This window comes from Streptomyces glaucosporus, assembly GCF_039533345.1.
GTDB classification, from domain to species: domain Bacteria; phylum Actinomycetota; class Actinomycetes; order Streptomycetales; family Streptomycetaceae; genus Streptomyces; species Streptomyces glaucosporus.
The window spans coordinates 1-26,225 of sequence record NZ_BAAATJ010000012.1 but is presented as its reverse complement, the minus strand read 5'-3'; the positions used below and the strand labels follow the sequence as shown (position 1 = coordinate 26,225).

At 72.9% G+C, this 26,225-nt stretch carries 23 protein-coding genes and 1 pseudogene; 11 read left to right on the top strand and 13 right to left on the bottom strand.

The features are described from left to right. Position 1: 1 nt before the first annotated feature. On the bottom strand, positions 2-769 hold the full coding sequence (locus ABD358_RS14580; RefSeq protein ID WP_344631418.1) for a response regulator transcription factor: 768 nt from the start codon (positions 767-769) through the stop codon (positions 2-4). Positions 770-829: 60 nt separating this feature from the next. Then, the gene (locus tag ABD358_RS14575; RefSeq protein WP_344631417.1) at positions 830-1,528 is read right to left on the bottom strand and encodes a spermidine synthase family protein; all 699 of its coding nucleotides are present in this window, start codon (positions 1,526-1,528) and stop codon (positions 830-832) included. A 279-nt stretch (positions 1,529-1,807) separates the two neighbouring features. Between ABD358_RS14575 and lon the strand changes: the two genes are divergently transcribed. Further along, positions 1,808-4,324, top strand: coding sequence for an endopeptidase La (lon, locus tag ABD358_RS14570; protein WP_344631416.1), 2,517 nt, complete (start codon positions 1,808-1,810; stop codon positions 4,322-4,324). A 65-nt stretch (positions 4,325-4,389) separates the two neighbouring features. Here the strand turns inward: lon and ABD358_RS14565 are convergent, their stop codons facing one another. Next, entirely contained in the window at positions 4,390-5,187 is a 798-nt protein-coding gene (locus tag ABD358_RS14565) for a protein phosphatase 2C domain-containing protein (RefSeq protein WP_344631415.1), read from the bottom strand. A 410-nt stretch (positions 5,188-5,597) separates the two neighbouring features. On the opposite strand from ABD358_RS14565, the gene ABD358_RS14560 reads away from it, so the two are divergent. The 5 genes from ABD358_RS14560 to ABD358_RS14540 all read left to right on the top strand — a co-directional run bounded on the left by ABD358_RS14560 (position 5,598) and on the right by ABD358_RS14540 (position 11,205). Then, the gene (locus tag ABD358_RS14560) at positions 5,598-8,279 is read left to right on the top strand and encodes a sensor histidine kinase (protein ID WP_344631414.1); all 2,682 of its coding nucleotides are present in this window, start codon (positions 5,598-5,600) and stop codon (positions 8,277-8,279) included. Beyond that, positions 8,276-8,788, top strand: a complete 513-nt coding sequence (locus ABD358_RS14555; RefSeq protein ID WP_344631413.1) for a roadblock/LC7 domain-containing protein — start codon at positions 8,276-8,278, stop codon at positions 8,786-8,788. Before ABD358_RS14560 ends, ABD358_RS14555 begins: the two co-directional genes overlap by 4 nt. Continuing rightward, positions 8,785-9,177, top strand: a complete 393-nt coding sequence (locus ABD358_RS14550; protein ID WP_344631412.1) for a DUF742 domain-containing protein — start codon at positions 8,785-8,787, stop codon at positions 9,175-9,177. Before ABD358_RS14555 ends, ABD358_RS14550 begins: the two co-directional genes overlap by 4 nt. A gap of 112 nt (positions 9,178-9,289) precedes the next feature. Then, a complete protein-coding gene (locus ABD358_RS14545) occupies positions 9,290-9,862 on the top strand; it encodes a GTP-binding protein (protein ID WP_344631537.1) in 573 nt (190 codons plus the stop codon). A gap of 104 nt (positions 9,863-9,966) precedes the next feature. Then, positions 9,967-11,205: a styrene monooxygenase/indole monooxygenase family protein gene (locus ABD358_RS14540; protein WP_344631411.1), complete on the top strand. Its 1,239-nt coding sequence runs from the start codon at positions 9,967-9,969 to the stop codon at positions 11,203-11,205. Between the two features lie 28 nt (positions 11,206-11,233). Here ABD358_RS14540 and ABD358_RS14535 read toward each other — a convergent pair whose 3' ends face one another. The 6 genes from ABD358_RS14535 to ABD358_RS14510 form a co-directional block, all read right to left on the bottom strand. Then, positions 11,234-11,866, bottom strand: coding sequence for a coiled-coil domain-containing protein (locus tag ABD358_RS14535; RefSeq protein WP_344631410.1), 633 nt, complete (start codon positions 11,864-11,866; stop codon positions 11,234-11,236). Positions 11,867-12,075: 209 nt separating this feature from the next. Beyond that, the gene (locus ABD358_RS14530) at positions 12,076-13,341 is read right to left on the bottom strand and encodes a glycoside hydrolase family 64 protein (RefSeq protein WP_344631409.1); all 1,266 of its coding nucleotides are present in this window, start codon (positions 13,339-13,341) and stop codon (positions 12,076-12,078) included. 285 nt (positions 13,342-13,626) lie between these two features. After that, on the bottom strand, positions 13,627-13,911 hold the full coding sequence (locus ABD358_RS14525) for a hypothetical protein (RefSeq protein WP_344631408.1): 285 nt from the start codon (positions 13,909-13,911) through the stop codon (positions 13,627-13,629). Positions 13,912-13,921: 10 nt separating this feature from the next. Then, on the bottom strand, positions 13,922-14,644 hold the full coding sequence (locus ABD358_RS14520) for a TetR/AcrR family transcriptional regulator (RefSeq protein ID WP_344631407.1): 723 nt from the start codon (positions 14,642-14,644) through the stop codon (positions 13,922-13,924). Positions 14,645-14,684: 40 nt separating this feature from the next. Beyond that, positions 14,685-15,617, bottom strand: coding sequence for an AurF N-oxygenase family protein (locus ABD358_RS14515; RefSeq protein ID WP_344631406.1), 933 nt, complete (start codon positions 15,615-15,617; stop codon positions 14,685-14,687). 310 nt (positions 15,618-15,927) lie between these two features. Then, the gene (locus ABD358_RS14510) at positions 15,928-16,410 is read right to left on the bottom strand and encodes an SH3 domain-containing protein (RefSeq protein ID WP_344631405.1); all 483 of its coding nucleotides are present in this window, start codon (positions 16,408-16,410) and stop codon (positions 15,928-15,930) included. 468 nt (positions 16,411-16,878) lie between these two features. On the opposite strand from ABD358_RS14510, the gene ABD358_RS14505 reads away from it, so the two are divergent. Continuing rightward, a complete protein-coding gene (locus ABD358_RS14505) occupies positions 16,879-18,609 on the top strand; it encodes an SWIM zinc finger family protein (RefSeq protein WP_344631404.1) in 1,731 nt (576 codons plus the stop codon). 140 nt (positions 18,610-18,749) lie between these two features. Here the strand turns inward: ABD358_RS14505 and ABD358_RS14500 are convergent. Further along, positions 18,750-19,469: pseudogene (locus ABD358_RS14500) on the bottom strand (lytic polysaccharide monooxygenase auxiliary activity family 9 protein); the annotation flags it as partial. A gap of 288 nt (positions 19,470-19,757) precedes the next feature. Then, positions 19,758-20,288, bottom strand: coding sequence for an NUDIX domain-containing protein (locus tag ABD358_RS14495; RefSeq protein ID WP_344631403.1), 531 nt, complete (start codon positions 20,286-20,288; stop codon positions 19,758-19,760). A 685-nt stretch (positions 20,289-20,973) separates the two neighbouring features. Between ABD358_RS14495 and ABD358_RS14490 the strand changes: the two genes are divergently transcribed. Next, complete coding sequence (locus ABD358_RS14490; RefSeq protein ID WP_344631402.1) at positions 20,974-21,900, top strand: phosphotransferase enzyme family protein; 927 nt, start codon at positions 20,974-20,976, stop codon at positions 21,898-21,900. Between the two features lie 11 nt (positions 21,901-21,911). Here the strand turns inward: ABD358_RS14490 and ABD358_RS28425 are convergent, their stop codons facing one another. Together ABD358_RS28425 and ABD358_RS14480 are read right to left on the bottom strand one after the other, a co-directional pair. Next, a complete protein-coding gene (locus ABD358_RS28425; RefSeq protein ID WP_425576326.1) occupies positions 21,912-22,151 on the bottom strand; it encodes an endonuclease VII domain-containing protein in 240 nt (79 codons plus the stop codon). Between the two features lie 875 nt (positions 22,152-23,026). Further along, the gene (locus ABD358_RS14480) at positions 23,027-24,421 is read right to left on the bottom strand and encodes an NsdA family TPR-like regulatory protein (protein ID WP_486388651.1); all 1,395 of its coding nucleotides are present in this window, start codon (positions 24,419-24,421) and stop codon (positions 23,027-23,029) included. Between the two features lie 253 nt (positions 24,422-24,674). Here ABD358_RS14480 and ABD358_RS14475 point away from each other — a divergent pair, with 253 nt between their 5' ends. The 3 genes from ABD358_RS14475 to ABD358_RS14465 all read left to right on the top strand — a co-directional run bounded on the left by ABD358_RS14475 (position 24,675) and on the right by ABD358_RS14465 (position 25,845). Then, positions 24,675-25,214, top strand: coding sequence for a bifunctional DNA primase/polymerase (locus ABD358_RS14475; RefSeq protein WP_344631536.1), 540 nt, complete (start codon positions 24,675-24,677; stop codon positions 25,212-25,214). Continuing rightward, positions 25,204-25,509 (top strand): hypothetical protein, encoded by a 306-nt coding sequence (locus ABD358_RS14470; protein WP_344631399.1) that lies wholly within the window; start codon positions 25,204-25,206, stop codon positions 25,507-25,509. The genes ABD358_RS14475 and ABD358_RS14470 overlap by 11 nt, the downstream gene beginning before the upstream one ends. A 72-nt stretch (positions 25,510-25,581) precedes the next feature. After that, a complete protein-coding gene (locus ABD358_RS14465; RefSeq protein WP_344631398.1) occupies positions 25,582-25,845 on the top strand; it encodes a hypothetical protein in 264 nt (87 codons plus the stop codon). Positions 25,846-26,225 lie beyond the last annotated feature (380 nt).

Here is a 26,225-nt window from a genome sequence, read left to right as displayed (position 1 = left end):
CTCAGGCCCAGTCGGAGGCCGGTGCGGGGGCCTCCAGCGCGTAGCCGACGCCGTGGACCGTGCGTATCCGCTCCGCGCCTATCTTCCGGCGCAGCGCCTTGATGTGGCTGTCGACCGTCCGCGTCCCGGAGGCGTCCGCCCAGTCCCACACCTCGGCCAGGAGCTGCTCGCGGGAGAGCACCGCGCGCGGCGAGTTGGCCAGGCAGACCAGCAGGTCGAACTCGGTCGGGGTGAGGTGGACGTCCTTGCCCGCCACCCGCACCCGGCGCTGGGCGTGGTCGATCTCCAGTTCGCCCAGCCGCAGGGTGCCCGAACGCGGGGAGGCCACGGCGAGGGCGGCCCGCTCGACGCGGCGCAGCAGCACGTGGACCCGGGCGACCAGCTCGCGCATGGAGAACGGCTTGGTCATGTAGTCGTCCGCACCGACCCCGAGGCCGACCAGCATGTCGGTCTCGTCGTCGCGGGCGGTGAGCATCAGCACCGGCACCGGACGCCGGGCCTGCACCCGGCGGCACACCTCCAGGCCGTCGAAGCCCGGCAGCATCACGTCCAGCACCAGCAGGTCGGGCTGCCACGCCTCGGCGGCCTCCACCGCGGCCGGGCCGTCCCCGGCCGTCCTGACCTGGAAGCCCTCGGCGCGCAGCCGCACGGCGATCGCCTCGGTGATCGTGGGGTCGTCCTCCACGACCAGGACCCGGCGCTGGCCCCCCGGGGTGGCCGCCGCGGGGGTGCCGGTGCCGTGCGTCTGCGTGGTGTTCCTGTGGTCCATGCGTCCCAGTCCTGCTGCCTCGGTTCCTTCCAGCAGCGTAGAGGGCCGCGGTGAGGCGCGCTACGCCGGTCGGGTGGCGAGGTGGACCACGTCCGGGACGCCCCGGGCGACGGGGACCTCTTCGGTGCGCACCCGGACGAACCCGGCGTCGCGCAGAGCCTCCTCGAACGCCGCGGACGGCCGCGCGGACCACACGGCCAGCACCCCGCCCGGGGCGAGCCGCCGGGCGCAGGCGGCGAGCCCGGCGGGGGAGTAGAGCGAGCCGTTGTCCTCGGTGACGGTCCAGCCGGGACCGTTGTCGACGTCCAGGCACAGGGCGTCGTACGGTTCGCCGCCGTCCGCCAGGTACGCGGCCAGGTCGGCGCGGACGACCTCCACGCGCGGGTCGGCCAGCGCGCCGGCGGTGATCGCGTCCAGCGGCCCGTCGCGGTGCCAGTCGACGACTGCCTCCTCCCGCTCGACCACCGTGATCCGCCCCCAGCGGGGCTCGGCCGCGGCCTCGGCCAGGGAGAAGCCGACGCCGAGCCCGCCGATCAGCACACCGGGCGCGGGCCGGGGGCCGGAGGCGTCCTCCAGCTCCCGGAGCGCGGCGCGGACCAGCAGCCGCTCGGAGCGGCCGTCGGAGGTGTCCATCAGGAAGCAGCCGTTGGCGATGATCTGGAACAGCTCCCCGTGCCGCCGCAGCACCACCTCGCCGTGGGGGCCCGTCCGGTGGTCCAGGACACGGGGCTGCTCCGCTGTCTCGTACGGGATCGGCATGCGCCTCATCCTGCCGCCGCCGCGCGGGGCGGGCGGGGAGAACGGACGAAGAGGGGGGTTCGCGGCGGAAGGGGCCCGCGGCGGAAGGGCCGCGGTGCGACGGGTGCTCCCGGGCCGCTCCTGGGGTGCTTCCGGGGTGTTTCCGGCGCGGACGCGCGGCATGTGCCGTGATGTTCCGATCGCTCAGGGCGAACACGTGTCGGGGAACACATGCACCGGCTCGGGCATTGAACAGACGTTGAGTCCTCCAAGCTCAATTTGCCTGCCGAGGGAGAGATCATGGCTCTGTCGCCCACAACGCTCACCCTGCCCGTGCTGCCGCTCGACAACGAGGTGGTGCTGCCCGGGATGGTGGTGCCCCTGGACCTGTCGGACGCCGAGGTGCGGGCCGCGGTGGAGGCCGCCCAGTCGGCCGCCGGCAGAGACGGCGGGGGCGGTGAGAACGGGGCGGGACGCGGGGAACGCCCGGAGAAGGGGGAGAAGCCCCGGGTGCTGCTGGTGCCGCGCGTGGACGGCACCTACGCGGGAATCGGCGTGCTCGGCCGCGTGGAGCAGGTCGGGCGGCTGGCCGACGGCGACCCCGGAGCGCTGATCCGCGGCCTGAGCCGGGTGCGGATCGGCGCCGGCACCACCGGGCCGGGCGCCGCGCTGTGGGTGGAGGGCACCGAGATCGAGGAGACCGCGTCCGGCACCGACGGCAGGCCCCCCAGCCCCGGCGCGGTCGCCGAGCTGGTCAAGGAGTACAAGGCCCTGGCGACGACCTGGCTGCGCAAGCGCGGCGCCTGGCAGGTCGTGGACCGCGTCCAGCAGATCGACGACGCCGGGCAGCTCGCCGACAATTCCGGCTACAGCCCGTTCCTGGGCGTCGAGCAGCGGGTGAAGCTGCTGGAGACCGTCGACCCGGTCGAGCGGCTGAGGCTCGCGACGGGCTGGCTCCGGGACCACCTGGCCGAGCAGGACGTGGCCGAGGCCATCGCCAAGGACGTCCAGGAGGGCGTGGACCGGCAGCAGCGCGAGTTCCTGCTCCGCCGCCAGCTGGAGGCCGTCCGCAAGGAGCTGGCCGAGCTGAACGGCGAGTCCGGCGACGAGGGCGACGACTACCGGGCCCGGGTGGAGGCCGCCGGTCTGCCCGGAAAGGTCCGCGAGGCCGCGCTCAAGGAGGTCGACAGGCTGGAGCGCGCCTCCGACCAGAGTCCGGAGAGCGGCTGGATCCGCACCTGGCTGGACACCGTCCTGGAGATGCCCTGGAACGAGCGGACCGAGGACGCGTACGACATCGCCGGCGCGCGCGCCGTCCTGGACGCCGACCACGCCGGGCTGGACGAGGTCAAGGAACGCATCATCGAGTACCTGGCGGTCCGCAAGCGCCGCGCCGAGCGCGCGGCGGACCCGGCCGGCGGAGCCGGCGGGGACGGTGGGGACGGTGGGGCCGGCGGGGAGCGGCCCGGCGGGCGGCGGGCCGGCGGCGCCGTGCTCGCCCTGGTCGGCCCGCCCGGCGTGGGCAAGACCTCCCTCGGGGAGAGCGTGGCCCGCGCCATGGGGCGGAGATTCGCCAGGGTGGCGCTGGGCGGCGTCCGCGACGAGGCCGAGATCCGAGGCCACCGGCGCACCTACGTCGGCGCGCTGCCGGGCCGGATCGTCCGGGCGGTCAAGGAGGCCGGCTCGATGAACCCGGTCGTTCTCCTCGACGAGATCGACAAGGTGGGCAGCGACTTCCGGGGCGACCCGGCCGCCGCCCTGCTGGAGGTCCTCGACCCCGCGCAGAACCACACCTTCCGGGACCACTACCTGGAGGTGGAGCTCGACCTGTCCGACGTCGTCTTCCTCGCCACGGCCAACGTCCTGGAGGCCATCCCGCAGCCGCTGCTGGACCGCATGGAACTGGTGCGGCTCGACGGCTACACCGAGGACGAGAAGGTCGTCATCGCCCGCGACCACCTGGTGCCCCGGCAGCGGGAGCTGGCCGGGCTGGCGGCGGACGAGGTGACGGTCGAGGAGGCCGCGCTGCGCAAGCTGGCCGGGGAGTACACGCGCGAGGCCGGCGTCCGCGACCTGGAGCGCTCCGTCGCGCGGGTGCTGCGGAAGATCGCCACCCGGCACGAGCTGGGGGAGCGCGAACTGCCGTACACCGTCGGCGTGGACGACCTGCGCCCGCTGATCGGCCGCCCGCACCACACCCCCGAGTCCGCCCAGGACTCGGCCGAGCGGCGCACGGCGGTGCCGGGCGTGGCCACCGGACTGGCGGTCACCGGCGCGGGAGGCGACGTGCTGTACGTCGAGGCGTCGCTGGCCGACCCGGAGACGGGCGGCTCGGGGCTGACCCTGACCGGCCAGCTCGGCGACGTGATGAAGGAGTCCGCCCACATCGCGCTCTCCTACCTGCGCTCGCGCGGCGCCGAACTGGAGCTCCCGGTCGGCGACCTGAAGGAGCGCGGCGTCCACCTGCACGTCCCGGCGGGCGCGGTGCCCAAGGACGGGCCGAGCGCGGGCATCACCATGACCACCGCGCTGGCCTCGCTGCTGTCGGGCCGTCAGGTCCGTCCGGACGTGGCGATGACCGGCGAGGTCTCGCTGACCGGCCGGGTGCTGCCGATCGGCGGGGTGAAGCAGAAGCTGCTGGCCGCGCACCGGGCGGGGATCACCACCGTGATCATCCCCAGGCGGAACGAGCCGGACCTGGACGACGTGCCCGAGGAGGTGCTGCGGACGCTGGACGTGAAACTGGTCTCCGACGTCCGCCAGGTCCTGGAGCTGGCGCTGACGCCGGCCGGTACGGAACTGCCCGTCGCGGCCTGAGCCGCCGGGCCGGTACGCGCCCGCCGCCCCGCCCCGCGCGGGGCGGCGGTTCGCGGTGGCGGCCGTCAGAACTCCACCAGCACCGCCGTCGCGTCGTCGTGGACCTTGCCGCGGGGGAAGGCCGTCCCGGCGCGGTCGGCGGACTCGGCGGCGCGCACCCGGGCGATGAGCGACCGCGGCCCCTCCGCGCGGAGCACCGCCATCAGCCCGGCCCAGTCGCCCAGGCGGAAGGTCTCCGCCCAGCGGGTGACCCCGTCGCTCAGCGCGGCCAGCGCGCGCACCCGCTCCCGCGGCACGGTTCCGGTCACGGCGCGGGAGGCCGCCTCCGGATCGGCCGCCGCGGTGAAGAAACCGCCCTCCGCGTTGCGCAGCCCCTCCAGGTACGCGGCGCGCTCCGCCGGCGGCAGCGCCCGCGCGGCGGGCCGCAGTCCGTCCAGCCGGGTGTCGAGCACGGGGGTCACGGAACCGTCCGGGCCCTCCAGCAGCAGCGCCGAGTCGGAGAGCACCAGATACTCGACGGCCGACTCGTCCCAGCGGACCAGCACCACGGTTGCCTGCGGCGTGCGAGCGTGAGAAAGGTCACAGCCCGGGCCGTGCGCGCGGGCCGTCCGCCCGATGGCCTCCGCGAGGCACTGGGCCAGCGTCCTGTCCCGCCGCGAACCGGACAGTTCGAGCAGCGTTCCGCCGAGGCGGGTCACGTACCAGGGCACGCCGTGGTCGCAGCCGACGTCCCGGGGCGGCGGAGTCACCCCGTCCAGCACCACCAGCGCTCCGCCGCGTCCTGCCGCAGGTAGGGCTGCCGACGCGTAGTCCTCGTTGGGGATCCGCGGGCTGCCGGGCTCGCTCGCCATCTCGATCCGCATGCGCGCCAGTCTGCCGGAGGGCCCGCGGGCGGGCGGCGGCAAGGAGCGGAACGGAGCGGAACGCCACCGGGGCACCGTCGTGACCTGCGGTTCCCGCCGGACTTCCACCGGAATGGGGGCGTCCGCGAAATGAAGGGCGAGCATCTTGCCAAAACCCCGGACGGATTTCCATCCCCCACCCGGCGTGTGGTCAAACTGTCGACCGGGCCGGAGTTGTTCGGCAACTCCTTGGTGATGTTCACTCCTTCGAGTGGCCCGGCACAGGGAACCGCCCCAATCCTCACGGCAGCGCTGGAAAGGTCGGTCGCCGCAGGTGAGCGCGGACGGGCGCGGTACGGTCCCTTGCCGCACACGTTGGACTGTCGCGTTCCGGGCAGGACCGGGACGGCGGAACGAGATTGCGAGCGCGGGTGGGGAAGAAGCGACTCCGGGGCAGCCGGCAGAACCAGCAGGACACCACGGTCTCCACGGCGGCCTCCACGGTCTCCACGTCCGCGCGCAGGGCACGGGTGCGCAACCGGCTGCTGGTGTCGGTCACCCTGTGCGCCGTCGCCGTCCTCGCCGCGGGCGCGCCCGGAGTGGCCACCGCCTCCCACGACCTGACGGAGTCCCAGCGGCTGGTGGACCGCGCCGACCTGGGCCTGCGAGCGATCTCCCTCTCCCACGCCCTCGCCGACGAGCGGGACGCCGTCGTCCGCCGCGCGGCCGCGGCCGCCGGTGACGGAACCGGAAACGGAGCGGGGGACCCGGGGGCCGCCGGGAACGAGGCGCTCCCCGGAGACCCGGGCCTCCCCGGCAGCGAGGGCCTCCCCGCGGACCAGGGGACCGCCGGGGACCAGGCGACCCCCGAAGGCGGGAAGGCCTCCGAGGCCGGGGGACCCACCGGGGCGGAACGCGCCCGCGTGGACAGCCGGATCCGCGAGCTGCGCGCCGACGCGCCCGCCGGCGTGCGGCGACTGCTGGAGGAGTTCCCCGCCGTCCGGAAGCGGGCCCTGGCCGGGCGGAGCGACGCCGGGGAGGCCTACGACGCCTACACCCGGGTCATCCAGTCCCTCGGCGGCATCACCGCCGCCACCACCCGGGCCCTGCCGGGCCGGGCGGAGAACGCCACGGCCGACGCGCTCCCCGACCTCGGCCGCGCCGCCGAGCAGGCGTCCGCCGCCCGCGGACTGCTGCTGGCCGCGCTGGCCGCCGGAGGCGCACAGCCGGAGCTGACCGCGGCGGGCCAGCAGGCCCACCTGCGCGAACAGGCCGCCCTGGCCGACTTCCGGCAGACCGCGCGGGCCGCCGACCGCGACGCGTACGACAGGACGGTCACCGGCACCGACGTCACCCTGGCCGAGCGCTACCTCGCCCGCCTCACCGACCAGCCGCGGCTGGACGCCCGGGACCTGCAACTGAACCGCGCCCGCGTCGGGACCGCGCTGAACGCCCGCGTGGACCGCATGCGCAGCATGGAGTCCTCGCTGGCCGTCGCCGAGGTGGAGCGGCTGAGGAAGCTGCGCGACGACGACCTCACCGCCCTGGAACTGCGCATCGCCCTGCTGGGGATCTGCCTGCTGCTGACGGTCGGCATCAGCGTCCAGACCGCCCGGTCGACGACCCGGCCGCTGGCCGTCCTCAGGCTCGGAACCCAGCGGGTCGCCGACGACCCGGTGGGCCAGGAGCCGGTGGCGTACAAGGGGCGCAACGACGAGTTCGCCGACGTCGTACGCGCCGTCAACCGGCTGCGAGAGGCCGCCGTCGCCCTGCACGAACGCGCCGGCGAGGCCGAGGCCCAGGCCGTCGAACTCGCCGCCGAGCGCAAGCGGCTGCAGCGCGAGCTCACGGCCATGGGCGAGCGGCTGGAGGGCGGGAGCGGCGTCTCCCACGGCACGTTCGTCCATCTCGCGCTGCGCACCCTGGGTCTGGTGGAGCGCCAGCTCGCCCTCCTGGACGGCATGGAGCACCAGGAGAAGGAGCCGGAGCGGCTCGCGGCCCTCTTCAAGCTCGACCACCTCGCCACCCGGATGCGGCGCCACAGCGAGAACCTGCTGCTCCTGGCCGGAGCCGAGCATGCCACCGGCCAGGTGGAGCCGGTGCCGCTGCTGGACGTGCTGCGCGCGGCGATCAGCGAGGTCGACCGCTACGAGCGGGTGGAGCTGACCGGACTGCCCCAGCACGCCCAGGTCTCCGGCCCCGCCGCCGGCGACGTCAGCCACCTGATCGCCGAACTGGTCGACAACGCCATGGCCTTCTCCCCGCCGGAGAGCGGGGTGCGGCTCTCCGGCTGGAAGCTGGAGAGCGGCGAGATCGTGCTCTCCGTCCAGGACGAGGGCATCGGCGTCACCTCCGAGCGTCTGGCCGAACTCAACGCCCAGCTGGCGGGCGAGCACCAGGGCGGCCCGGAGGACGACAGCGCGCTGGGCATGGGCCTGTACGTGGTGGCCCGCCTCGCCGCGCGGCACAGGATCAAGGTGGAGCTGCGCGAGCAGGAGCAGGGGGGCATCGCCGCGGTCGTCGTCCTGCCGAAGGCCCTGCTGCCGGACCGTCCGATGCCGGGGGCGGCCGTGAAGGCCGCCGTGGGCGAGGTGCCGGTCCTGCCGGGCACGGTCGCCGAGGCCAACGACAACGCGCTGCCGTCCCGCAAGTCCCGGGCGGAGAAGACGGAGGACGCGGAAAACGCGGCGGACGCGGAAAACACGGCGGACGCGGCGGACGAGGACGCCGGGGCGTCCGGGCCGGCGGAGCCCGCGGGGTCCGCCGGGGAGTCCGGGGCACCGGAGGAGTCCGCCCCCGCCGAGCACGGCCGGACCGAGGACGAGGCGCCGGTTCCCGGCCCCCTCCCGGAGGAGGAGTCCGCCCCCGCCGGACGGACCGTCACCGCCAAGGGGCTCCCCAAGCGGACCCCCCGGACCGTGCCGACCGGCGCCTCGGTCCCCCGTCCCCGCGCGGGCGGGCTGAAGGCCGAGGAACTGCGGCGGCGGCTCGGCGGCTTCCAGCAGGGCGCCCGGGAGGGCCTGCGGGAGGCGGAGGCCCGGATCGCCGCGGAGGAGAGCGGCCGAGCGAAGCCGACCGGTACGGGCGGCACTGTTGAGGAGGCACGGAAGTGAACGCGCCCAGCACCGCACACACGCCCAGCAAGGAGGCCCGCAACCTGCGCTGGCTGCTGGCCAAGCTGGTCGACGAGGTCCCCGGCGTACGGTCCGTCGCCGTGGTGTCCTCCGACGGGCTGCTCCTGCTGTCCTACGACCCCGACGGGACCGCCGGGCCCGGGAGCGGCCCGACCCGCGGGGAGGAGGGGAAGCGGGCGCCGAGCGGCCCGCGGGGCTCCAGCGCCGACCTGGCGACCATCGTCTCCGGGCTCGGCTCCCTGACCCAGGGCGCCGCGCGGGTGCTGGACGGCGGCCCCGTCAAGCAGACCGTGGTCGCGATGGACGAGGGCAGCCTGTTCGTGATGGCGATCAGCGACGGCTCGCTGCTCGGCGTCCACGCCGACCCCGACTGCGACATGAGCGTCGTCGCGTACCACATGGCCCTCTTCGTCGGCCGGGCCGGACACGTCCTCACCCCCGAACTCCGCACCGAACTGCGCGCGTCGATGGAGGATACGGACCAGTGACGTCCAGCAGCAGCCCCCTGCCCCTGCGCAAACCCGCGCGGGTCCGCCCCTACTCCCTCACCGGCGGACGCACCCGCTTCGGCCACGTCCTGCTGGTGGAGACCCTCGTCGGCGCCATCGAGGCGCCCGAGGCGCACCGGGAGCTGACCTCGGGCGGCCTGCGCGACCGGGTGATGCCCGAGATGAGGGCCATCGTCGAGCTGTGCCGCCGGATCAGGTCGGTCGCCGAGATCGCCGCCCGCCTGCGGATGCCGCTGGGCGTGGTGCGCGTGCTGCTCAGCGACCTCGCCGACCAGGGGCGGATCCGGGTCTACGGCACCGGATACGACGGCGCCCGTCCCGACCGCGCACTGCTGGAAAGGGTGCTGGGTGGACTCCGCAAGCTCTGACACCCGGGAAGACCCCGCAAGAGACACCACAGGAAACACCGCAAGAGACACCGCAAGAGACACCACAGTGGAAGACCCCCAGAGGAACACCGGGGAGGGCTCCGAGGAGCGCCTGCCCCGGCAGGAGGAGCGCGACCGCGCGCCCATCGCCGTCAAGATCGTGGTGGCGGGGGGCTTCGGCGTGGGCAAGACGACCTTCGTCGGCTCGGTCTCCGAGATCGAGCCGCTGACCACCGAAGCGGTGATGACCCAGGCGAGCGAGGACACCGACGACCTCACCGCCACCCCGGACAAGACCACCACCACGGTCGCCATGGACTTCGGCCGCATCACCCTGGAGTCCGACCTGGTGCTCTACCTGTTCGGCACCCCCGGCCAGCGGCGTTTCTGGTTCATGTGGGACGACCTGGTGCGCGGCGCGATCGGCGCCGTGGTCATGGCCGACACCCGGCGGCTGGAGGACTGCTTCCCGGCGCTCGACTACTTCGAGAGCTGCGGCCTGCCGTACGTCGTCGCCGTCAACCACTTCGAGGGGACGGAGTACTACGAGCCCGAGGACGTGCGCGAGGCGCTGTCCGTCCCGGCCCAGGTGCCCGTCCTGGTCATGGACGCGCGCAAGAGGGACACGGTCGTGGACTCGCTGACGGCGCTCGTCGGCCACGCCCTGGACCTCACGCCCGCCTGACCCGGGCGGCCCTCCCGCCCGGGGAACCCGGCGGGAGGACCGGGCCGGGACACCGCCGGGACCCATCCGTCCACCACATCCAGGCACCCCAGGGGAGATCCGCCATGCGGAAAATACTCATCGTCGGGGCCGGCCAGTCCGGTCTCCAGCTCGCGCTCGGCCTCCAGGCGCACGGCTACGAGGTCACCGTGATGTCCAACCGCACGGCGGACGAGATCCGCGGCGGCCGGGTCATGTCCACCCAGTGCATGTTCGACCAGGCCCTCCAGCACGAGCGGGACCTGGGGATCAACTTCTGGGAGAGCCAGAGCCCGAGGACCGAGGGCCTGGGCGTCTCGGTCGCCGGCCCCGACGGTTCGCGCGTCGTCGACTGGCTCGGCCGGCTCGACGGCTACGCGCAGTCCGTGGACCAGCGCCTGAAGATGGCGGGCTGGCTGGAGACCTTCGCGCAGCGCGGCGGCCGGCTGGTCGTCCACGGCGCGACGGTCTCCGACCTGGACTTCTTCGCCCGCACCTACGACCTGGTGCTCGTCGCGGCGGGCAAGGGCGAGCTGGTGTCGATGTTCGAGCGCGACGCCTCCCGCTCCCCCTACGACAAGCCGCAGCGCTCGCTGGCGGTGTCCTACGTGCACGGCCTGGAACGGCGCCCGGAGCACCCCGACACCCTGGCGGTCCGCTTCAACCTGGTGCCGGGCGTCGGCGAGCTGTTCATGATCCCCGGCTACACCCTCTCCGGCGCCTGCGACATCCTGTTCTGGGAGGGCGTCCCCGGCGGTCCGCTGGACGTCTTCCAGGGCGTCAGGGACCCCGCCGAGCACCTGGCCCTCACGCTGGAGCTGATGAAGCGCTTCACCCCCTGGGAGTATGAGCGGGCCCGCAAGGTCGAGCTGACCGACGCGGGCGCCACGCTCGCCGGCCGCTACCCGCCGACCGTCCGCAAGCCGATCGGCCGGCTGCCCTCGGGCGGCACGGTGCTGGGCGTGGCCGACGTGGTGGTGGCCAACGACCCGATCACGGGTCAGGGCTCCAACACAGCCTCCAAGTGCGCCGCCATCTACCTGGCCTCGATCCTGGAACGGGGTGACGGGCCCTTCGACGAGGAGTGGATGCAGGCCACGTTCGACCTCTTCTGGGAGAAGGTCGCCCGGCACGTCACCACGTGGTCGAACGGGCTGCTGGCGCCGCCGCCGGAGCACGTCCTGAAGCTGATCGGCGCGGGCGCGCAGCACCAGGAGCTGGCGGACCGCTTCGCCAACTGCTTCAGCGACCCCTCCGACCTGGAGAACTGGTTCTTCGACCCGGAGAAGGCGGAGTCCTACCTGGCGAGCCTCGCCGCCTCCTGAGCGCGGGCACCGTCCGGCGGCCGTCGTGTCACGGGCCGCCGGACGGTCGCGGGGCCTGCTCCAGGCGGCGCAGGCGGTCCAGTTCCTCGTCGGTGAGCGAGACGAGCAGCCGCTGGACCTCCGCCAGCCGCCGCCCGGCCTCGTCCCGCTGCCGCTCGCGCCGCGCGGCGAGCGTCCGCTGCCGGTCCAGGATCCGCCGCGCGGCGGACGCCAGGGCGGCCAGCCGGCGTTCCCCGGCGGCCAGCCGCCCGGCCAGGGCGTGCTGACGCGCCGCCATCCGGTCCAGCGCCCGCCCGTACTCGAACACCGCCCGCGCGTCCCGTTCGTCGCGGCCGAGCAGCAGCCGCAGGTGGGGCGGGAAGGTCCCGGCGCCCCGGTACTGCTGCCGGGCGACCCGTCCGGCCTCGTCCCGCGCCTCGTCCAGCCGGACGCGGGTGTCTGCCAGGCGGTCCTGGAAGCTGACGACGCGGGACCGCTGCGCCGTCAGCTCCCGCTCGGTCGAACGGTACGCCGCGGTCGCGGCCTCGCTGCGGCGGTGCGCCTCCCGCAGGCGGAGGAGGAGTTCACCGACGGGTTCCCCGGCGGTCCCGGCGCGGGGGACGGCGCCGGCGGGTGTCCGCGGCGCGGCGGGGACGGCAGTGGCGAGCAGCACGGCGGCCACGGCGGCCACGGTCACCGCCGCCCGTGGGGACCGCGCTCGGCTTCCCCGCGCCCCGGACACCGCCTCACCTCCGCCTCCGTGCCGACCGTGGGGGTACCCGGCGATCGTGGCACGCGGGGCCGGGGCCGGCCTCCCGGCGGTGCTCCGGATGCGGCGATCGCGGGAACCGGAGCACCGGCCGGGTGAGCGTCACCCTCCGCGCGGCCCCGTCAGGAGGGCCGCTTGAGCGTGACGGTCAGCGCCCAGTCGGAGGGCCGTTCGGTGTACATCACCGCGCCCGCCAGGTCGCTCTCCCGGGCGGGGGTGACGTCGTCGTAGGGGAAGGCGTAGCCGCGGCCGTCGGCCACCAGTTCGTGGACCAGGCGCGCGTACTCGTGCCGGGGGCCGTGGACGTAGAAGTCCTGGGAGGTGGCGTCGGGCTGGGAGGGGTTGCTCACCAGGGTGGTCCGGCAGAACGCGGCGCCCAGCACGGCGGCGATGCGGCCCTGCTGGGTGGCGTTGATCCCGTGGAGGGAGCCGTCGCAGCCGAAGATGTCGGCCTCGGCGGTGGATCCGGCCGTTCCGGGCTTGGGGAAGGAGTTCGGGGAGCCGTCGGTGATGCCCTCGAAGACCAGCCGGTCGCCGCGGGTGCGGCCGACCACGGTCTTCCCCGGCCAGACGTCGCCGAGGGTGATCCGCAGGTCCTTCCCCCCGTCGGCGCGGTAGGTGTGCCAGACCTCGTCGACGTAGGACCGGTAGTGCCCGGCGAACACGTCCTTGCCCAGGCCGGGGAGCTTGGCCGGACTGGAGACCCGCACCAGCCTGCCGCCGTCGTACAGCGCGCACCTGCCCCAGTCGCCGCCCGCCTGCTTGAGCCGCTCGGCCAGTGCGGCGGTGCCGCCCGCGGGCATGCCGCCGACGTGCTGCACCGCTCCGCTGCCGGGGGTGAGGGTGAGGGCGATGGGGAGGGCGACGCCGTCGACGCAGGTGATGTTGCCCCAGATCCCGCTCGGGTTGTAGGTGAACTCGCAGTAGTCCCAGACCGTGCGGTACGAGGGGTCGGAGGGGTTGGCGGCCGAGGGCTGGACGAGGGCGCCCGCGGGGGCTCCGGCGTTGGGGTTGGCGAAGAAGGCCACGCTCCGGCCGAGGGAGAAGTACACCCGGGCGCCGGTGAGGTGGGTGTTCAGCCGGATGTCCTGCCCGAACGGCAGCCGGTGCGAGTCCAGGAAGCCGCTCAGGTCGTGCATCCGCTCGGACGGGTTGGGGATCGGGTCCAGGCGGCCGGTGGAGGGGTTGAGGAAGCCCTGTCCGCCGCCGGGGTAGTCGGCGTGGAGGTAGGCGAACACGGTGGACTGGCCGGTCTCGTCGGCCAGCCGCAGGGTCGGGGCCGCGGCGGCCGCGGGGGAGGCGAAGCCGGTGGAGGTGGCGGCGTAGCCGATGACGGGGGCGGAGAGGGCTGCGGCGGACAGGCCGATGAACCTTCTGCGGGACACCACGGTGGGGATCTCCTGTGGGGGACGTGGCTAATGGCGTGAGCACGACAAAGGGAGCCGTGCGTCCGGTCACCGCCCGAAGGGAGGAGGGGAGGGCCGGATGCCGCCACTGTGGTCAGCGGACGCGCAAAGGTCAAGACCTTTCGTGGAGAGCGCTCTCATTTAAGGTTCGCTTACAACTCCTGAAAGCTTCAGGCGAGTTGGAGTCCGCTCGCGGCCACCGCCCGAACGGGCGCTCCGCCGGCTCGCGGCCCCCGGACGCCCGGCCCCGCCGCGCCGCCCCGGGGCTCAGCCGCCCGCGGACGTTCCGCGCCCGCCGCGCCACGGCCACCTCGGGCCGCTCCTCGGCCTGCCCTCCGGGAGGTACACGTACCGCCAGCCGCGCGGCAGGGCCAGCCGTCCGCCCCCGGCGACCGCCTCCAGCCGGTAGACGTGGACCACCGGCTCGCCCCCGCCCGGAGGGGGCACGGGAATCTCGTAGTACTTGGGCGGCCGTCCCGTGGGACCCACCAGCACGGGCAGCACCCGTCCGTCCATCGGCCCGCCGACGAACGCCGTCTCCTCGCTTCTCACCGCACCAGTCTCACAGGTCCCCGAGCAGGTGCAGGGCGTCGCCGACCACCGGGGCGACGCGCCGGGCGAGCCGGCCCGCCGGGCCGTCGGGGCGCTCCAGCGCCAGTGCGCCGCGGATGGCCTCCGCCGTCTGCGGGTCGGCGGCGGCGGTGGCGGCGAGCAGGGCGAGGAAGTGGTCCACCAGCCAGTCGCGCAGCTCCTCCAGCGGTGGCCGCTTGTTCTCGTCGAGCCAGATCAGCGAGGCGGCCTCGACCGCCGCGATCCAGGTGCGCACCATCATCCGCAGCCGCGGACCGGGCTCCCGCACCCCCAGGTGCAGCAGGATCTGCTCCGCGGCGGCCCGCCGCACCCCGTCCACGATCGCGTTCGTCCGGGACGTCTCGGCGACGCTGCCGCCCTGGAGCAGCGCGGCGAACCCCGCGTCGTGCCCGTCGACGAAGGCGAGGTAGCGGTCCAGCGCCCGCGACAGCCGGTGGCTGAGCGGACCGGTCTGCGGCTCGGCGAAGCACTGCCGCAGCTCGTCGGCCGCGCTGCCGAGGGCGGCCTCGTACAACTGCTGCTTGCCGCCGGGGAAGTAGCGGTAGACCAGCGGACGCGAGACACCCGCGGCGGCGGCCACGTCGTCCAGGGAGACGTCCTCGGGCGCGCTGTGCGCGAAGAGGACGAGCGCCGTGGTGATGAGCTGTCCGCGCCGCTCCTCCACGCTGAGCCTGCGGTACGCCGGGGCGGTCATACGGGCAGCGTACCGCCGCCGCCCCGGCGGCCCCGCGCGCTCAGCGGGCCAGCAGACCCGAACTCACCCAGAGCCTGCGGCCGACCCCGCGCAGCACCCCGATCTCGTCCAGGAAGTCCGTCAGCTTCCGGGCCGCCGTCTGCATCACCTCGCGCCGGTGCGCGCTGGCCCTCACCTGGGCGAGGGCCTCGCGGCGGTCGAGCCCCACGTCGGTGTACACCTGCGGGTTGACGAAGGACACCGACATGACGCGGGCGGACTCGCCGGAGCTGATGCGGGTCAGCTCGGCCTCCCAGCGCGGGCAGCTCACCATCTGGCGGCGCAGCTCCTCACGCGCGTAGCGCACGTGCCGCGCCTCCTCCACGACGTGGATGCGGGTGATGCCGCGCACCAGCGGCTGGACCCGCTCGTCGGGGAAGGTCAGCCGCTGCATCCAGTCCAGGATCTCCTCGCCCAGGAGGGTGGCGGTGAACGAACCGGGCGTGGTGGAGACGGACTTGAGCACCCGGGCGAGGTTGTGGTGCAGTCGCGTGACCGGGTACGCCCGCGTCCCCGCCTTCTGGATGAAGCGGGCGAACATCTTGGAGTGGCGGCACTCGTCCTCGATCTCGGTGAGGGCGTAGCGCACGTGCGCGCTGGTCAGGGGCTTGTCGTAGATGTGCCGCACCAGGAGCTGCATCAGGATGATCTCGAACCAGATGCCGAGCGAGGCGAGGGAGGCGGCCTCGTGGCGGGCCAGGTCCATCCGCTGCTCCTCCGGCATCCGCCGCCACAGCGGGGTGTCGTAGAGGGAGACCAGCTCCGGCGGCCAGAACCACTTGCCCTCCTCGAAGGGGGCGTCCCAGTCCAGTTCGCGGTCGGGGTCGAAGGAGTGCCTGGCCGACGATTCGAGGAGGCGCCTGGCCACCTGCTCGCGGTCCTTGAGCGGTCCGAGGGCGTCCCGGAGCCGTTCGGCATCGGTCGCGGTCGTCATCGCACGGCCACCTCACTGTCGGGGGTTACTGACGGTCACACCGGTCGCCTCTTATGAGACTACTCGTCAGCAAGGCCGTCAATCCCCTGTGCACGCCGTGCGGCTCCGGGCGGCGGGCACCCCCGCCCGGCGGCCCGGAGACCCTGCGCGCGCCGAACGCGTACGGCGCCGGGCCGTGCTCGCGCGGGTGGACGGGACACTCCTCCGCCCCGCGGCCGCCGGACACGGCGGCACGGGGTTTCCGGCGCGCGAACGCCCCCGCCCCCGGCGCCGTACGCGGCGCCGGGGGCGGGGGCGTTCAGGGCAGACTTCAGCGGTGGTGGCAGAAGTGCGGAGCCGGCCCGATGTTGGTCACGTAGCGGGCGGAGACCCAGCCGTTGTGACGGTGGTAGTCCCGGTCGAGCTTGTACCACAGGTTGTTGCCGTTGACGTTCTCGCCGCGGACCTTGCACTCGATGTGGACGATCTTGCCGTACGGCAGCGTGTTGATGACTCGGCTGCGGGTGTTGGGGTGGGTGCGGACGTTCAGACCGCTCCGGGCGATGACGCGGCCCCTGTAGCTGTCGGCCGCCATCTCCTTCGAGGCTTCCTCGACGGCCCGCGGAGCCTCGACGGACTTCGGGGCCTCGGCCATGCCCGGGGCCTCGACGGACTTCGGGGCCTCGACGCTCGGCCGGCCGAGGTCGGTGACGGGGGCGGGCGGCTCGGCGAGGGCGGGCCCGGCGGCGGTGGCGAGCGCGATGGCGCCACCGGCGGCGCTGAGGGCGAGCTTGCTGAACCTGGAGTTGAACATGTGCAGGAACCTCCTGGGAGGGGAGGGCCCGGCGCGGGGCCGGGCCCGGGGAAGGGACACATGGACTACGTCACGGCCCGTGGCGAGCCGATCACAACCACGCGCAATTCACGTTAAATCGGTAGATATGTGCATGCAATTCATCACAGAGTGTTACCGATTCGGTCAAACCCCAGCTCAGAGCCCCTGTGCGGGCTCCGGCCCCTCCGTCGCCGGGCTGCTCCACACGGGCGGACGTCCCGCCCGTCTGCCCAGGTCAGCGCTCTGACGCGAGGCCGGCGGTACGGAGAACGGATGAACCTGGCCTCCCTTCCCACACGTCCCCTTGCGCAGCCGCACGGCCGGACTCCCGTGCCGGCTTCCCCGGCCGGGGGCTCCGCGGTCCACGGACACCGGAACGGGAGGCGTGCCAGGATGAACGGCCGTACCCCGCCGGGACGTACGGGGAGGAACCGTGGGAGGCGGACCGTGACGAGAGGCTTCGGCCCCGGCCCCGAGAACACCGCCGGCTTCACCGAGGACGACCTGCGCGCCCTGGCCGGCGACCGGTCCTTCCGGCGCGGCCGAACGTACCTCCGGGCCGTCGAGGACCTGGCCGCCGACGGCGACCGGATCACCGCCACCGTGTACGGCAACGACGCCTACCGTGTGACCCTGCTGCCCGCCCCCGGCGGGCTCGACGGCCGCTGCGACTGCCCGTACGGCCAGGAGGGCTTCTTCTGCAAGCACTGCGTCGCCGTGGGCCTGCGGATCCTGGCCCTGGACGAGGGCCCGGACGGCGAAACGGGCGGCGTCATCGACCGGCTGCGCGCGGAGACCGCCGACCGCACCCGGATCCTGGAGGACTGGCTGGAGTCCCTGGACCGCGCCCGGCTGCTGGACCTGATCCGCGAACAGCTCGCCGCGGACCCGGAGTTCGCCCGCCGCATGGAACTGCGGGCCGCTGTGGAACGGGCGGACCGGGAGGGAGCGCACACCGTACGGCACCGGGTCCTGCGGCTGCTCGACACCCGGCCCTTCGAGCAGTACGGCGTGGTGGACCACCGCGACGCCGGCGCCTACGCGGCCCAGGTCGCCGAAGCGGCGCACGCCGTCCGTTCCCTGGCCCGGGGCCCCCTCGCGCGGGAGGCGGTGTCCCTCGCCCAGGAGGCCGTCGAGGCGCTCGGCGAGGCCGCGGAGCGGATCGACGACTCGGGCGCGGGCCTCGCCCGGGCCGCCGACGCCCTCGCCGCGGCCCACCTGGAGGCGTGCCGCTCCGCACGCCCCGCCCCCGGGGACCTCGCCGCCTGGCTCGCCTCCCGCCTCCTGGGCGACACGGGCCATCTGCCCGAACTCGACCCCGCCGACTACCGCGACGTCCTCGGCGGGACCGGCTGGGCCGCTCTGCTCCGCCACGTCCACCGGGCCCGCCGCGGCAGCCCGCCGGGCCGGGAGGGGAGGCACGTGCTGGAGCGTCTTCTCAGGGCCGGGGGCGGCGTGGACGTCCTGATCGGGGAGATGGCCGCCGACCCGGAGCCCGACGGCTCCACCCACCTGCGCATCGCCGAGGAACTGGACGCCGCCGGACGCCCCGGCGAGGCCCTGGCCTGGGCCGAGCGCGGTCTGGCCGAGCGCGGGACGGACGAGGGGACGGGCGAACCGGTCCCCGCCTTCCCGCCGCTGGTGGAGTACCTGGTCCGCCGCCACCGCGAGGCCGGGCGCCACGAGGACGTGCTGAGGGTCGTCCGCGGCCACTTCCGTGCTCTGGGCACCCTCGGCGCCTACCGCCGCCTGCGGGAGGCCGCCCGCGCGGCGGGCCGCTGGGCGGAGGAGCGCCCGGCCGCCCTCGACCGGCTCGACGGCACACCCGTCCTGGTCGAGGCCCTGCTGGACGACGGGGACGCCGACGCCGCCCACGACGCCGCCTCCCGGCTCCCCGCGCCCCTGCCGCTGAGGGTGCGCGTCGCCGACGCCGTCCGCGAACGCCGTCCCGCCGACGCCCTCGCCGTCTACCGCCGCGCCGTCGACCGGCTGCGGAGCCGGACGGGCAACGCGGAGTACGAGCGGATGACGGAAATCCTGCTCTCGGCCCGCGCCTGCCACCGAGCCCTGGGCACGGAGGACGAGTTCACCGCCTACCTTGCCGAGCTGCGTACCGGGCAGAAGCGCAAGCGGAACCTGATGCGGATGCTGGACGAGGCCGGCCTGACCGCCCCCTGAGCCCCGTGGCCGTATCCGTGCGCGGGAACCGGGGTCCGTGTCCGGGCCCGTCCGCGAACGCGGCGGGACCCCGCCGGCCACACCCGGCGGGGTCCCTCCCTTATCACGTCGTCATCGGGGCGCGGTGCCCTCCGTCACCACGTGACCTGGCCGTTGCCGCCGTCGAAGACGACGTCGGAGCAGGAGTAGAAGTTCTCCTGGCTGTCGGAACGGATCCAGTGGATGTAGATGATGTGCTGCCCGGAACGCTGCGGGAGCTGGACGTTCCAGTAGTAGTGACCGGTCTCGGAACCGACGCTGCCCGACTGCGGCGGGTTGGTCACACTGTTGATCTTCTCCAGGTCACCCCAGGCCAGGGACTTGGTGGGGGACCAGCCCTGCTTGGTGATGTACACGTCGAAGCGGCCCGGGTGGTGCGCCCAGTTGCTGTGCTTGATCTGGATGTTCGAGCCCGAGGTGAGGTGCGTCTTGGGCCAGTCGGCGCGGGCCGCGTTGTACGCGGAGAACTGGAACGGGCCCCGGTCGCCGCCGCTGCACAGCTTGCCGTCGGGGATGTAGCCCGTGGTGCGGCCGCCGCCGTTGGAGTCGAGCACGGCGAACCAGTTGTACAGGCCCGTGGTGCCGTTCTGCCGGACCGCGGCGGCGCAGGCCGGGTTGGACGGCATCTGGTGCCCGTTCCTCACCAGGTCCTGGTAGCAGAACCAGGTGCGCGAGCCCGGGAACAGGGTGGCGCCGTGGGCCGAGGCGGGGGTGGTGGTGGCGGCCGCCGTGACGAGGGCGAACAGCACCGCGCCCAGGGCGCTGAGCTTGCGCGGTAAGCGGATCGAGGACTTCCTCCGCTCGGTGTTCCTTATGGCCATGTGGGGGGGTCTCCTTCGGAGTGCGTATGACCGGCGGCAACGACCCGTTGGCGTCCGGCGGGTCGATCGCAACCCGCCGCCGGGATGTGCAGCCATGCTCGGGGGCGCTCCTACGGGCGTGCACAACCCAGGGTGGGAGCGCTCCCATGTATCCAACGTACCGTCAAGCGGAGGATTCGTAAACGTTTCTGCGGTGTTTTCCCGGAGGACGCCCCGGGCCGGGCGGAACCGTGGACGGAGCGGCGGACGGAACGGCGCGGCACCGTGCCGCGGACGCCCCGCCGCGCGCTACGCGCCGGGCGCGCTCCCCTGCCGGGAGAAGAACTCCCGCATCACCGCGGTGTGCGCCGGGAAGGCGAGCTCGACCGCCTCCTCGAGCGCGAGCCACTCCGTCGCCTCGGCCGTGGGGGCGGACGGAGGGAGGGTCTCCGCGTCCCGGGCCGGCAGCAGGCCGAAGACGAGGACGGTGCGGGGAGAGCTCTGGACGTCGAAGAGCCGGACGTCGTCCGCGGCGGCCTCCAGTCCCGTCTCCTCCCACAACTCCCGCACGGCGGCCTGCTCCCAGGTCTCGCCCGTCTCCATGTAGCCGCCGGGCAGGGCCAGTTCGCCCCGGAACGGCTCGATGTCCCGCCGTACCACCACCAGCGCCCGGCCGCCGGACGCCGTCACGACCGGCTGCAGCGCGACCGCCACGGGAAGGGGGTTCGCCCAGAGCGTCTCGCCGCACCCGGGGCAGTCCCTGGGCCAGCCGGCGTCGGCCCCGTAGGCGGTCCCGCAGAACGGGCAGTGGGTGATCAGACGGCCCGGGGTGTATGCCATGTGCGAACTGTCCCTTCTCACGCGCGGAGGGCCGGGCGGCGCCTCCGGCTCGGGACCGATCCTGCCACCGGACGCCGCGACGGGGCACGGCCGGTGGGCTTCCGGCGTCCGGGCCGGGGGCGGGGCCGGGGGCGGGGCCGGGGGTGGTGAGGGCGTGCTTGTGGCCGTGCGGGCCGGTGTCGGCGAGGAGGGCGGCGGTGCGCCGGGCGGCCGGCTCGGTGGCCGGCTCCACGACGAGGCGGGAGAGCGTCCCCCCCCAGCGCGGGGCGCCTGGCACGGGAGCGGACCACTTCCACCGGAGCGGCTGCGGGGAGGATCACGCGCAGGCCGCCGGTACGGGCGAGGGGGGCCGGGCGGCACGGTCGCGGCGGGGGAGCGACGGGGAACGAGGGCCGGACCCGGATGCCCCGAGGACCCGCGTCCGGCGGCGTCCGCCCGCACAAGCAACAAGACCCCGCTCCCAGCGTCGTGGCTGGTGGCGGGGTCTGTCGGCACCTTCTGCGAGGTGCCCCCGGCAGGATTCGAACCTGCGCACACGGCTCCGGAGGCCAGTGGCGGGCGGACCGGCGCATGGGCGCTGACCTGCGGGGGAGCGAGGTAGGGACTCGGCCAAACCCAAGATCATTACGTCATTACTACGCGGACTGCCTGTCACGGCCGCGAGGCGGCCGGTAGCGTCGTTCGCATGATCCGGGGTGATGACGAGTCTCAGGGCGGTGCGGAAGAGTTCACGGCCGAGAGCGCGGGGGCCGTCCTCCGCGAGGCATGCGAGGCGGCTGGGCTGGACCCCTCCGGCGCGGAACTGCTGCGGCTCGGCTCCAACGCGGTGTACCGCCTGGCGGCCTCCCCGGTCATCGTCCGCATCGCGCGTGACCGGGACAGCCTGGAGGAGATGGAGCGGGCCGTACGGGTCGCGCGCTGGCTGGAGGAGCAGGACTTCCCGGCCACCCGCGTCCTCCCCGGCGTGGAGCAGCCTGCGGTGATCGGCGGCCGTGTCGTCACGTATTGGGTGAACGCGCAGGACCGTACCGAGTACGCGCGCCTGGACGAACTGGCCGACCTGCTCCGCCGGCTGCACTGGCTGGAGGAGCCGGAGTCGCTGCGGCTGCCGTACTTCGATCCGGCGGCCAAGCTGTGGGCGTCCTTCGACGGCCTGGACGGCGTCTCGGGGGAAGACCGGACCTTCCTGGAGGAGCGGGCCGGTCGGCTGCTCAAGGAGTACGACCGGCTGGACTTCGTTCTCCCCTTCGGCATGATCCACGGTGACGCGAACATCGGGAACGCGCTCCGCGACCGCGACGGCCGGGCCATCCTCATCGACCTCGACGGCGTCGCGCTCGCTCCCCGCGAGTGGGACTTGATCCTGACCGCGCTCTACTATGACCGGTTCGGCTGGCACACCCGCGCCGAGTACGAATCGTTCGTCCGCCACTACGGCTTCGACCTGCTGAACTGGCCCGGCTATCCGGTCCTCGCCGACCTGCGTGAGCTGATGATGACGCTCTGGCTCGGCCACCGGGTGACCACCGACCCCAGGTCGGCCGAGGAGTTCCCCCGCCGCGTCCGCGCCCTGCGCACGGGCGGCAGCCGGAAGGATTGGCAGCCGTTCTAGAGCTATCCTTGCTAGCTCTGGTCTTGCTTCCTTAGATATTCGACCGCTGATAGAAGTCGATTCACGTCATCCCCAAAATGCCCTAGGGCTAGATTGCATTTATGGCACAGCAGGCCACGTACGCATCCGGTCTTGTGGTCGTGGTCAACTACTGGTTTCCGATCATGTATATCGGGGTCGAACTCTTCTTTGCAAATTGCACACCTCATTCCCTGCTCGATGAGGCGCGCCTCGAACTCTTCGATGCTCATTCCATAAAGAACTCGAAGCCAACGCGCACACTCCTTCTCTGAAAAGCATTTTCGGCAAACTCGGGTTTCTCCGTTGAAGTAGAACCCTACTTCGGTGTAAACGTGCCCCTTGCTGCACTTTTGGACGGCCTCTCGGGGCTTGCGGCGTTTCCACTGTCTACTTGCAGGGTTGATTCCTTGGGAGCGCATACGAGATTCCGCTTGGCACCTTCGGCAGGACCAGCGGCCTTTCGGATCTATATATAGCGTCTCCTCGGTCCAGGCATGCCCATTTGCGCACCTCTCTTTAGCATCAGGGCGTGGTGCTCGTCGGGTTCCTGCCGACCGGGGCGGGGGCGTATCTTCGTCAGCGAATGGGCCGCGGGCGCTCAAATGGGCAGGAAATACGCAAAGTTTGTTTCCGCATGTTCGAGTAACGTGCTGGCCTCTACGGAGCCGCACTCCCTGATGACGTTCAAACATCCAACGATGAATTAGTATTTGTCGTTGCTTCCCTTCCGACTCCCAAAGTTCTCTATCTGTGGTTTGCGGATTCCCTTCCTTGCTGATGTTTCCTCGCCAAAGCAGGCAAGATCCCTCCTGCTTGCACTGTGACAGGATCCACTCGGCTGTCAGGACGAGAGGGGCGCGCTCTTTGTAAACTGGGTTTCCGTACTTGGCTTGGCGTCTGTAGCACGGCTGACATAGTTTGCGCCTGAGTGGCCTATACACTTTTCCACAGTTTTTGCACACCGAGGGCGGCTTGGGAGGTATCAGGTTCTCCATGGCGGAGGAAAATACATGATCGATGCAGCAGGATGCAAACTCCCATGTTGATCACTCGATTGGTTACCAACCTTGCGGGTTGCGGGGTCCGATTAGTCGGAGTGCCTACATCAATCAGAACCACGCAAGAGTGCGCCGCTGGCGAGCCATAGTCGGTGCCCAGATGCCTGCTCATGGAAGTCGCGCAGGACGGCCGTGGGGCCGAGCCGCGCCAAACGCTGCCGGAACTCGGCGAGATAGCTGACACAGCGGGCGGACTTGAGCTGTTCGCCGAGATCGAGAGCGTCCAACGCCACCCGAGACGCCTCCTCCACCTCGCCGGCCCGTAGGTGGGCGTCGGCGAGCACCATGGTGGCGAAGAAGTCGCTGCGGACGTGCGTGCCGCTCATGGCGTTCTCGGCGTGGGCGACGGCCCGGCGCGCGTGGTCGACGTCGCGGAAGCAGTGGGCGGCCTCGGCGGCGAGTTCGGCCTCGTCGAAGTAGGTGATCCACTCCGGCTCGTCGCCGCTGTTGCGCCGCTCCAGGGCCTTGGTCGCCTCGGTGAGGGCCTGTTCGCACGCCCGCGCGTCGCCGGTACGGGCCAGCGCTCGGGCCTCCATGGCGTGGAACTGGGCCAGCAGCGTCGGAGTGGCCACTCCGGAGATGCCCATACGGGCCGCGCGGGCGAGCGTGGCGGCCTGGGTGTAGCGGCCGAGGAAGGTGGCCTGGTGGCTCATCGCGGACAGGATGCTCCCGGCAAGCCGCCGGTCGTCGGCGTCCTGGGCGAGCCGGAGGGCCTGGAGGAAGTACCGCTGGGCAAGCCCGTGGTGACAGGCGTCGTAGGACATCCACGCCGCGAGGAGCGTGGCCTCCGCGACGGTGGAGAACAGGGCGCGGCCGACGGACGCCTTGTACTGGCCGGTGAGCAGCGGCGCCACGTCCCTGCTGAGGTACTGGATCAGCGCGTGACGGGCGTGGTCTCCGCCGAACCGGTCGTCCAACTGCGCGAACATGTCGCTCGTCGCCTTGACGGCGGCCACGTCGGCGGGGCCCACGCGCACGCCGCTTTGCTGCTCCCCGCTCCTCGGCGGCGACGGCTCCGGGGCCACCAGCCAGCGGAGAGACGCCTCGTGCCACGCGGGCTCGGACGGCTGGGCGAGAAGCAGCGGCTCGTAGCCGTTGAGATCCGCGCGCCACAGCTCCCGTACCGAGTCGATCGCGCTCTCGGCGCTCGGCGGGTAGCGGGTCTCCAGAAGCCGGGCGTCGTGGCCGGTGAGGTGGTTCAGTCCCAGCTCGGCGCCGGTTCTGCCGAGTGCTTCGCACAGCAGCGGACCGTAGAACTCGTCAGGAACGCTGTGGTCGTTCTCCCAACTGGCTATGCGGCGCTTCACGCTGGCGTCGGCCGGGAGAGTGTGCCCCTGGCGCGCGGCGGCCTGGCGCATCTCGCGGACCAACCGTAACTGCCCCCATCCGTGGGCCTTGCGTGCGTCACGGAGGAGAGCGCCTGTCGACTGGGCTGCTGCCATAGCCATCACCCCCTGTACGGGCCACTGTCGCAGCCACCACTGACACGACTCTACGCATCCGGAAGATCACCCTGAACCGAAAACCGGTGCCGCTTCCCCGCACGGGGGATGACGAGGGGTGACGCGACGGCCGGGCGCTCGTCACCCCTCGTCGCCTGTCGTCATCTCCCCAGCTCAGAGGCGTGAGACCGAACCTGGAAACCCGGCGGCCGGACGGCGGTCGCATCGGTCAACGAGGTGGTGTCAGGTGCAGATGATGACGCGGCGGGGTGTTCAGTGGCTCTCCGCTGCCGCTGACGATCCGGGCGCGTGCCGTGCGGTCTGGGCGGACGACCCCCGCAGGCCCTGTCTGCTGTCCGCCGGTCGCCTCTTCGACGTGGTGGTACTCGGCCAGCGGATCGGCCTGGAGACCTTCGACCAGCTCGACCGGCGCGGCATGCCGCTCGGTCCGGTCGCGGTCGACTGGCGGGCGCGGCAGGTGGGATTCTTCGTCCCCCCGAACTCCCGCAGCAGCTTCACACGGATGCTGGAAGGGGAGTCGCCCAGCGCTCCTGAGTACCGCTACCTGGACGACGGCTCGGCCATCGTCGTCCCCGGACCGATGCCGCTCACGGGCGACCGCTACACCTGGCTGCGCGCTCCCATAAGGCAGCCGAGCGGCAGCTCCGCCCAGCTCGCGGCGCTGGCGGCCATGCTGGTGGCGGCCTCCGAACTGCTCGCACGGGCGGACCGGTACGGCGAGGAGCACACGCACCCGGGCGATGCGGGACAGGAGCCGGCCCGTGCACGGTGACAGCGAGGAGCGGGGCGACGCGGCGCGCTGGTCGCCGATCGACAGCCAGGAGTGGTACGCGGCCCGTGAGGCGGTCGCGCTGCTGCGGGACGTGCTGATCGCGGCCGGCCTGCAAAAGGAGTTCCCCTACCTGCGGGCGGACCTCAACGCCTTCGGGCAAGGGCTGATCGAACTGGGCCGGATCTCACCGCAGACGGCGGAGCGGCTGGCCGAACTGCTGAGGCTGGCCGTGGGAGACCCGCAGGGCGCCGAGACGGCCGGCGACTCGCGCGACCGGCACAACGACGGAACCTAGAGGCAAGGGGTGGATAACGTGACGGACCCGCGGGGCGTATGCAGGAGGCGCGCGGAGAACCTGGCACCGGAGGTGCCGTACGTCCGTGGCTGGGCGGAGGGCAAGCGCAGCGCGGATGCTCTCGCCACCGTGCTGCGCGGCCTGGGCCTGGACTCCGACTTCCCCGGCCTCAAGGCGGACGTGAACGAGGAGGGCGACGGCGTGGTCTGCCTCGGCACCATCCGCCCCGAAGCAGCGGAACTGCTGGCGTCCATGCTGATCGTCGGCCTCACGGTGGAGATGGCCACCCAACTCGCCTCCGCTCCCCCGAACGGCCCAGACACCACAGCGGCCTGAACCTTCACTCTCGGCCCGCGCACTGTGCGCTGCTTGTGCCTCCCCGCCACAGCGCACGGTGTGCGGGCTCTGCCGTGCTCCACGTCATATCGGCGGTGGACTGACCGCCGCCTTACAAGTTCGATCACCGGACTGCGCGGCCTGCTCGGTTCTCGTGTCCCTGGCAGCTCTTGGTCCTCGTACGACCGTCCCGCTCCGCTGCTGTCTGGGGACGTTGATGTCATCTGACGATGTCAGCCGCTCGACTGCCGCCTCCTCAGACGCCAATGGGCAGTTCCCCGGCCAGGGGCTGTTGCATGATCGCTATCTGTCCGGAAGGCCGGGCTGGCCCGGAGTCGGGGTGGGACGTCCCGGTTCGGGCAGGGGGCGAACGCAGTGCA